Origin of the sequence: Kitasatospora sp. NPDC091257 (genome assembly GCF_044757675.1) — a bacterium.
In the GTDB taxonomy this organism is placed as follows: Bacteria; Actinomycetota; Actinomycetes; order Streptomycetales; family Streptomycetaceae; genus Kitasatospora; species Kitasatospora lactacystinica.
Genome location: NZ_JBIVVI010000581.1, coordinates 1 through 5,616 on the forward strand (window position 1 = coordinate 1; position 5,616 = coordinate 5,616).

Annotated in this window: 4 protein-coding genes and 1 pseudogene; 2 read left to right on the forward strand and 3 right to left on the reverse strand. The window is 77.6% G+C overall.

The features are described 5' to 3' along the window. A pseudogene (locus ACIQOV_RS24775) lies at positions 1-327 on the forward strand (hypothetical protein); the annotation flags it as partial. A gap of 9 nt (positions 328-336) precedes the next feature. Here the strand turns inward: ACIQOV_RS24775 and ACIQOV_RS24780 are convergent. The 3 genes from ACIQOV_RS24780 to ACIQOV_RS24790 all read right to left on the reverse strand — a co-directional run bounded on the left by ACIQOV_RS24780 (position 337) and on the right by ACIQOV_RS24790 (position 4,620). After that, positions 337-1,689 (reverse strand): AAA family ATPase, encoded by a 1,353-nt coding sequence (locus ACIQOV_RS24780; RefSeq protein WP_401051895.1) that lies wholly within the window; start codon positions 1,687-1,689, stop codon positions 337-339. 8 nt (positions 1,690-1,697) lie between these two features. Beyond that, a complete protein-coding gene (locus tag ACIQOV_RS24785) occupies positions 1,698-3,305 on the reverse strand; it encodes a hypothetical protein (protein ID WP_401051887.1) in 1,608 nt (535 codons plus the stop codon). 70 nt (positions 3,306-3,375) lie between these two features. Then, a complete protein-coding gene (locus ACIQOV_RS24790; protein WP_401051889.1) occupies positions 3,376-4,620 on the reverse strand; it encodes a hypothetical protein in 1,245 nt (414 codons plus the stop codon). A gap of 275 nt (positions 4,621-4,895) precedes the next feature. On the opposite strand from ACIQOV_RS24790, the gene ACIQOV_RS24795 reads away from it, so the two are divergent. After that, positions 4,896-5,552 carry a histidine phosphatase family protein gene (locus ACIQOV_RS24795; RefSeq protein ID WP_401051892.1) on the forward strand — a complete coding sequence of 219 codons (657 nt, stop codon included), beginning with the start codon at positions 4,896-4,898 and terminating at the stop codon, positions 5,550-5,552. The last annotated feature ends 64 nt before the right edge of the window (positions 5,553-5,616 follow it).

Below are 5,616 nucleotides of genomic sequence, written 5' to 3' on the forward strand. Positions count from 1 at the left end.
CCCATGCGAGTGAGAAGAGGCCTCACGGCCCTCGCCCTGTCCGTCCTGTCCCTGCCGGGCGCGCTGCTCGCGGTCGCCGCCGTCGCCCCGCCCGCCGCGGCCGCCGAGACGGCCCTGGTGGTCACCGGGGAGCCGAGCGGCGCGGACGGCGTCTCGACGGCGACCTGCCCGTCCGGAACCCACCTGACCGGCGGCGGCTACCGGCTCCAGCCGGACGCGGACGGTCCGGTGCGCGCCACCGGCCCCACCGCCGACGGGCGCGGGTGGAGCGCACAGACGGAGCGGGGCCCGGTGGTGGCGTTCGCGGTCTGCGAGACCGAGGACTGACACCGGCGGCTACCTCAGGTGGACCCGGTGGCCGCCCAGGTGGTGCAGCACCTGGTGGTTGGCCTCCCAGCCGTCCGGAAAGGTCACCGGCACGCCCAGCTGCACCGGCTCGGTCGCGGGGTGCTCGTCCAGCAGCTCGGCGATCCCGGCCCGGGCCACCACGATGCAGGCGTGCCGGTGCCGGGAGGCGAGCACGCAGAGCCGGCCGGTCTCCAGGTGGAAGGCGGTCGCGTCGGGGCGCCCGGAGAGCGGGTGCAGCACCACGGTGACGTCGTACTCGCGGCCCTGGAGGCGGTTGGCGGTGTCCACCGTGACGGCCGGACCGGCCGCGCCGTCCACCGGCACGCCCGCCTTGAGCAGCGCCGCGCGCACGGCCGCCGCCTGGTCCCGGTGGGCGGTGCCGACCGCGACCCGGTCCGCGGTGAGCGGGGCCTCGCCCTGCTCGGAGTGGGCGGTCAGCCCCCGCTCCAGCAGCCGGCGGACGGTGGCCGCGACGGCCGCCACGGCCTGCGGGTCGGTCCGTACGGTGTGCCGGGCGGGCAGCTCCAGCAGCGCCCAGCCGTGCTCGGCGGCCCGGTCGATCACCGCGTCCAGGGCGGAGCCGTCCGGGCGCACGGAGGCCGTCAGCCGGCGGTCGTCCGGGCCGGTGCCGGAACGGAACGGCGTGTACGGGTAGAAGGCCCGTGAGATCAGCGGCGCGGCGCTGGCGGGCAGCCGCCAGGAGACCGGCAGCCGGTGCGGCTCGATCTCCGGGTTGTGCGCCAGCATGGTGACCACCGCGCTGCCGGACGGGTCGTACGACAGCCCGGCCCACTGCTCGGTGCCGACCACGGTGAACGGGTCCAGCTGGCCAGGGTCGCCGACGAACAGCGCCCGCTCGAACAGCCGGGCCACCGCGAGCAGGGCGTCCGAGCGCATCTGGTACGCCTCGTCGACGATCGCGTGCCGCCACGGGGCCTCGGCCCGCACCCACTGCCACTTGGCCGAGGTGGAGATCACCACGTCGTGCTCGACCAGGTCGGCGACCTTGTCGGAGGGCGTCACGTTGGCGTGCTTCAGCACCTCCGGGCCGGGCCGGGAGTCCGCGGCGTGCAGTCGGCCGATCGTCAGCTCCGGCGCCTTCCCGGCCAGCCGGCCGACCAGGTCGTCCACCTGGCCGTTGGTCTGGGCGACGATCATCAGCCGCTCGCCGGCCTCGACCAGCTCGCGCGCGGCCCGCACCACGAGCGTCGACTTCCCGGCGCCGGGCGGGGAGTCCACCACCACGCCGCGCGGGGCGCCGGACGGCGGCCGGACGGTGGCCGCCAGGATCCGGGCCACCGCGGCGTCGGCGGCCTCGCCCGGGGCCTGCTCGGGGGTCATCGGACGGCTCACTCCCACTCCTCGGAGACGGACGGGGCGGACGGGGCGGGTACGGGCGCGGCGCCGGGCGGGCCGCCGTGGGTCCAAGGGGTGTCGTCCGGCTCGGGCAGCGGCGCGGACTGGCGCACCGTCAGCTCGAACAGGGTGAAGGTGACCGACTCGCCGGGCTCGGGCAGGCTGCCCGGCTCCGGCTCCTTCCGGCGGCCCATGCCGGAGAGCACCCGCAGGGTGAGGGTGCCCCCGGCGGTGTCCACCGCGACGATCTCCGCCTTCTGCGCGGACGCGCCGTGCACGCGGTGCACCTCGCGGCCGAGGTCCGCGTGCGGACGGTCGGCGGTGCGCAGGGTGACCAGCGGGCGCGGCTTGGGGGAGCGGCCGGTGGTGTCCCAGTCCGGCACCACCTCCGTGACCACGCCGCTGAACGCCTCGCCGGCCAGCCGGTGCTCGGCCATCGCCAGCGGGTCGTCCAGCGCCTCCTGGACGTCGAGCCGGGCCTGCTCGCGTTCGCGCTGGGCGAGCTTGCGGGCGGCGGTGACGGCGTCGTCCTGCCGGGGCTGCGGCGGCTCGCCGGCCGCCAGCCGGTCCCGGTGGCCGGTGTAGGACCAGCGGTCGCCGGTCCAGCGCTCCTCCAGGTGACCGGCCGGCGGCAGGGTCCGCAGCAGGTCCAGGCCCTGCCAGACGTCCCGCCAGGTGGGCAGCAGGACGGTCGACAGCGCCTCCTCCAGCGCCGTCACCGCGGCCCGCACGGCAGCCCGGGCGCGTGCGGCGGCGGCCTCGTCGCGCTGCTCGGTGCTGTGCTGCAGGGCACCCACCGCGGAGTCGTAGCGGGTGATCGCCGGGGCGAGCACGAACTCGTCGAAGCGGGGGTCGGTCGTCGGCCCGGCCGGCGGGTGCAGCAGCTGCCCCCGGTCGTCCCGGGCGGACTCGGCCAGCTCGGCCGCCTGCGCGCCGGTCAGACCGGCCGGCGGGTGGTGCCAGGCGAGCCGGGCCGCCAGGTGCTGGTCCTCCAGGTGGCTCTGGCCGGTCGCCCAGTGCCGGGCCAGCAGGCCGGTCATCGGTAGCAGCAGCGAGGACCCGGGCACCTGGGCGCGGTCGGTGAGGTGGGTCAGCCAGCGGCCGAGCAGCGGCACCCGGACCGGCGCCGGGTACGGGCCCGGCTCCGCGTCCTCGGCGGTGCGGCGGAAACGGGTCGAGCGGCCGATCAGGGCGAGGTGGTGCACGCCCGCGCCGTTCGGCACGATCAGCTGCGGGGCGTCCGCGCACAGCTCGCGGAACACCTGGGTCTTCTCGCCGCTCTCCGGGTCCTTCTCGGAGCCCTCGATCTGCTCGACGTCCTCGGCGAGGGACTCCAGGTAGGGCAGCAGGTCGGCGGCCAGCTCGGCCAGGAAGTCGAACCGCAGGGTGCGGTTGAGCGGCTGCGGCACCAGGTGCAGCCGGGGCGCGTCCCGGTCGGTGCCGAGCAGCACCGCGAGCGGCGCGCCGGACTCGCCGGCGGCGGTCAGCGGGACCAGCACCATCGGGCGGTCGGACAGGTGCCGGTGCCGGACGGTGGCCAGCGGCTCGGCCCGGCCGCTGCGGACGGCCTCCAGCCGGGCGAGGGTGGTGAGCAGACTCATGCGCCCGCCCCGCTTCGCCCGGCGGTGCTCTCGCGGCCCTCGGCCGGGGCCGCTCCCGCGTCGCGCCCGCTCATGCGACGGCCCCCGGGGCGCCGGCTCCGGCGGCCGTGGCTGCCGCGGCCGCCGCTTCCAGGGCCTCGGCGCGCAGTGCGGCCGCGTAGGCCAGGCGTTCGGCGGCGTCGTCCGCGCCGTCCAGGTCGTCGCCCTTGGTGCCGGCGGCGGCCAGCGCCCCGGACACCGTCCGGATGCTGCCCAGCTCGCCGCGCACGCCCCGGCCGAGCTGCTCGACCCGGTCGCCGCAGCGGGCCCGGGCACGGCAGTGGAAGCCGAGTTCGCAGGTGGAGAGGCAGTCCGGGCTGTACGCGGCGGGCACCGCCTCGACCGAGGCGGCCAGCTGCTCGGTGGTCCGGGCCGGCGCGCCGTCCTCGTCGGCGGCCAGGTCGAAGCCGGCGTCCGGCGGCAGCGCCTCCAGCAGCCGGCCGATGCCGGTCATCCGGCTCAGCTGGCGCCGGGTGGTGGCCAGTTCGCGGCGGACGTCCACGGCCACCGCGGTCGGCCGGTTGCCGAAGTCCTTCGGGCAGACCAGCAGCACGCTGGTGCGCGGGCTGCCCGCGAGCCGCTGCTCGGTGTACGGGTCCCCGGCGAGCGGCTGCCCGGCCGCCGCGGCGGCGGCCTGCTGGAGCGCCAGCACGTACACGGCGGCCTGCCGGGCGGCGGCGCCGACCTTGGCCGGGTCCGCGCTGCCGTCCAGCACCGGGAAGGACTTGATCTCGACCACGGTGCACCGCCCGCCGTGCACCACCAGGGCGTCCGGCTCCAGGTAGGCGGTGCTGCCGGCCACCGCCAGGCGCAGCATCGGGTGGTCGAGCAGCGTCCAGGCCTCCGGGTCGGCGGCGGCCGCGGCCAGTGCCTCGGCCGTCCGGTCGGCGCGTACGGCCGGGCCGGAGCGGTGCAGCAGGTCCGGCACCCGGAGCGGGGCCCGGTCGTCCGCCGGGAGGCCCAGGTGGTGGCGCAGCGGCTCCAGCAGCGGGGCGTAGCCGTCCGCCTTCAGCCGGGACTCGAAGATCACGCCGCGGGCGATGGCGAAGGGGGACTGGCCGAAGGGGGCGGGCCGGCCGAGCCGGGCCGCCAGCGCGGACTTGTCCACCCCGGCCGCGTCGAGCACGGCGCGGCGGTGGCAGCCCGGATTGGCGGCGAGCGCGGCGAGGGAGCGGGCGTTCAGACTGCGTTGCGGGGCCGGTCCGCGCAGCTCCGCGAGCCGCTGGGCGAGCGGCTCAGCGGGCCCGCCCGGCGGGACGTTCGTCGAGACGTTCATGGTGCGGCCCAGTGTCGCATCCGGGTCCGACAACGCGGTGCGGACCGGCCGTTGGACGACCGGGCGGCACGGCGGTCGACACGCCGGCCGGTGCACCGGCCGGCACCCGGGGCGGCCGTGGTCGGACCCCCGGCGGACCGCACCCGCCGGCGTGCGGCCGCGCCCGCCGCCACGGCCCCGCGATCGTGGCCGCCGTCCGGGTGGGGGATCATGGAGCCCGGTGCTCAATGGTGAGACCGACCGTTGCCACCGCCCTGCTGTCGCTAGGAGCCCCCATGCCCGCCCGCATCGTGCTGGTCCGCCACGGCGAGACCGAGTGGTCCGCCACCGGCCGCCACACCGGCCGCACCGACATCCCGCTGACCGAGGAGGGCCGCGCGATGGCCCGGGCCCTCGGTGCCCGTCTCGCCAAGGCCCCCTGGAACGGGCTGCCGGACGCGCTCGTCCGCACCAGCCCGCTCGGCCGGGCGAAGGAGACCTGCGAGCTGGCCGGTTTCGGCGACCGCGCCGTGGAGCGCCCGGAACTGATGGAGTGGGACTACGGCGCGTACGAGGGCCGCACCGGCGCGGACATCCGGGCCACCGACCACCCCGGCTGGCTGATCTGGCGCGACGGGGTGCCCGGCGGCGAGAAGCTCTCCGACGTGGCCGCCCGGGTGGACGCCTTCCTGGCCGGCCTCAACGAGGAGCACGGCGTCCCGGAGCCGGACACCACCGTGATGCACTGCGCCGACCGGGACGTGGTCCTGTTCGCGCACGGCCACCTGCTGCGCATCCTGGCCGCCCGCTGGCTGGGTCTGCCGCCCGAGTTCGCCCAGCGGTTCAAGCTCGGCACGGCCGCGCTCTGCGTGCTGTCCTGGGAGTACGGCGCGCCGGCGGTGGAGATCTGGAACGACCTGTCCCACCTGGACGGTCTGACCGCCGGGCACTGACCCCGGGCGGGCGCCGACCGCGCCGGTTCCCGGTCCGCCGGGCGGCTCGGGGCTTCCCCCGGGG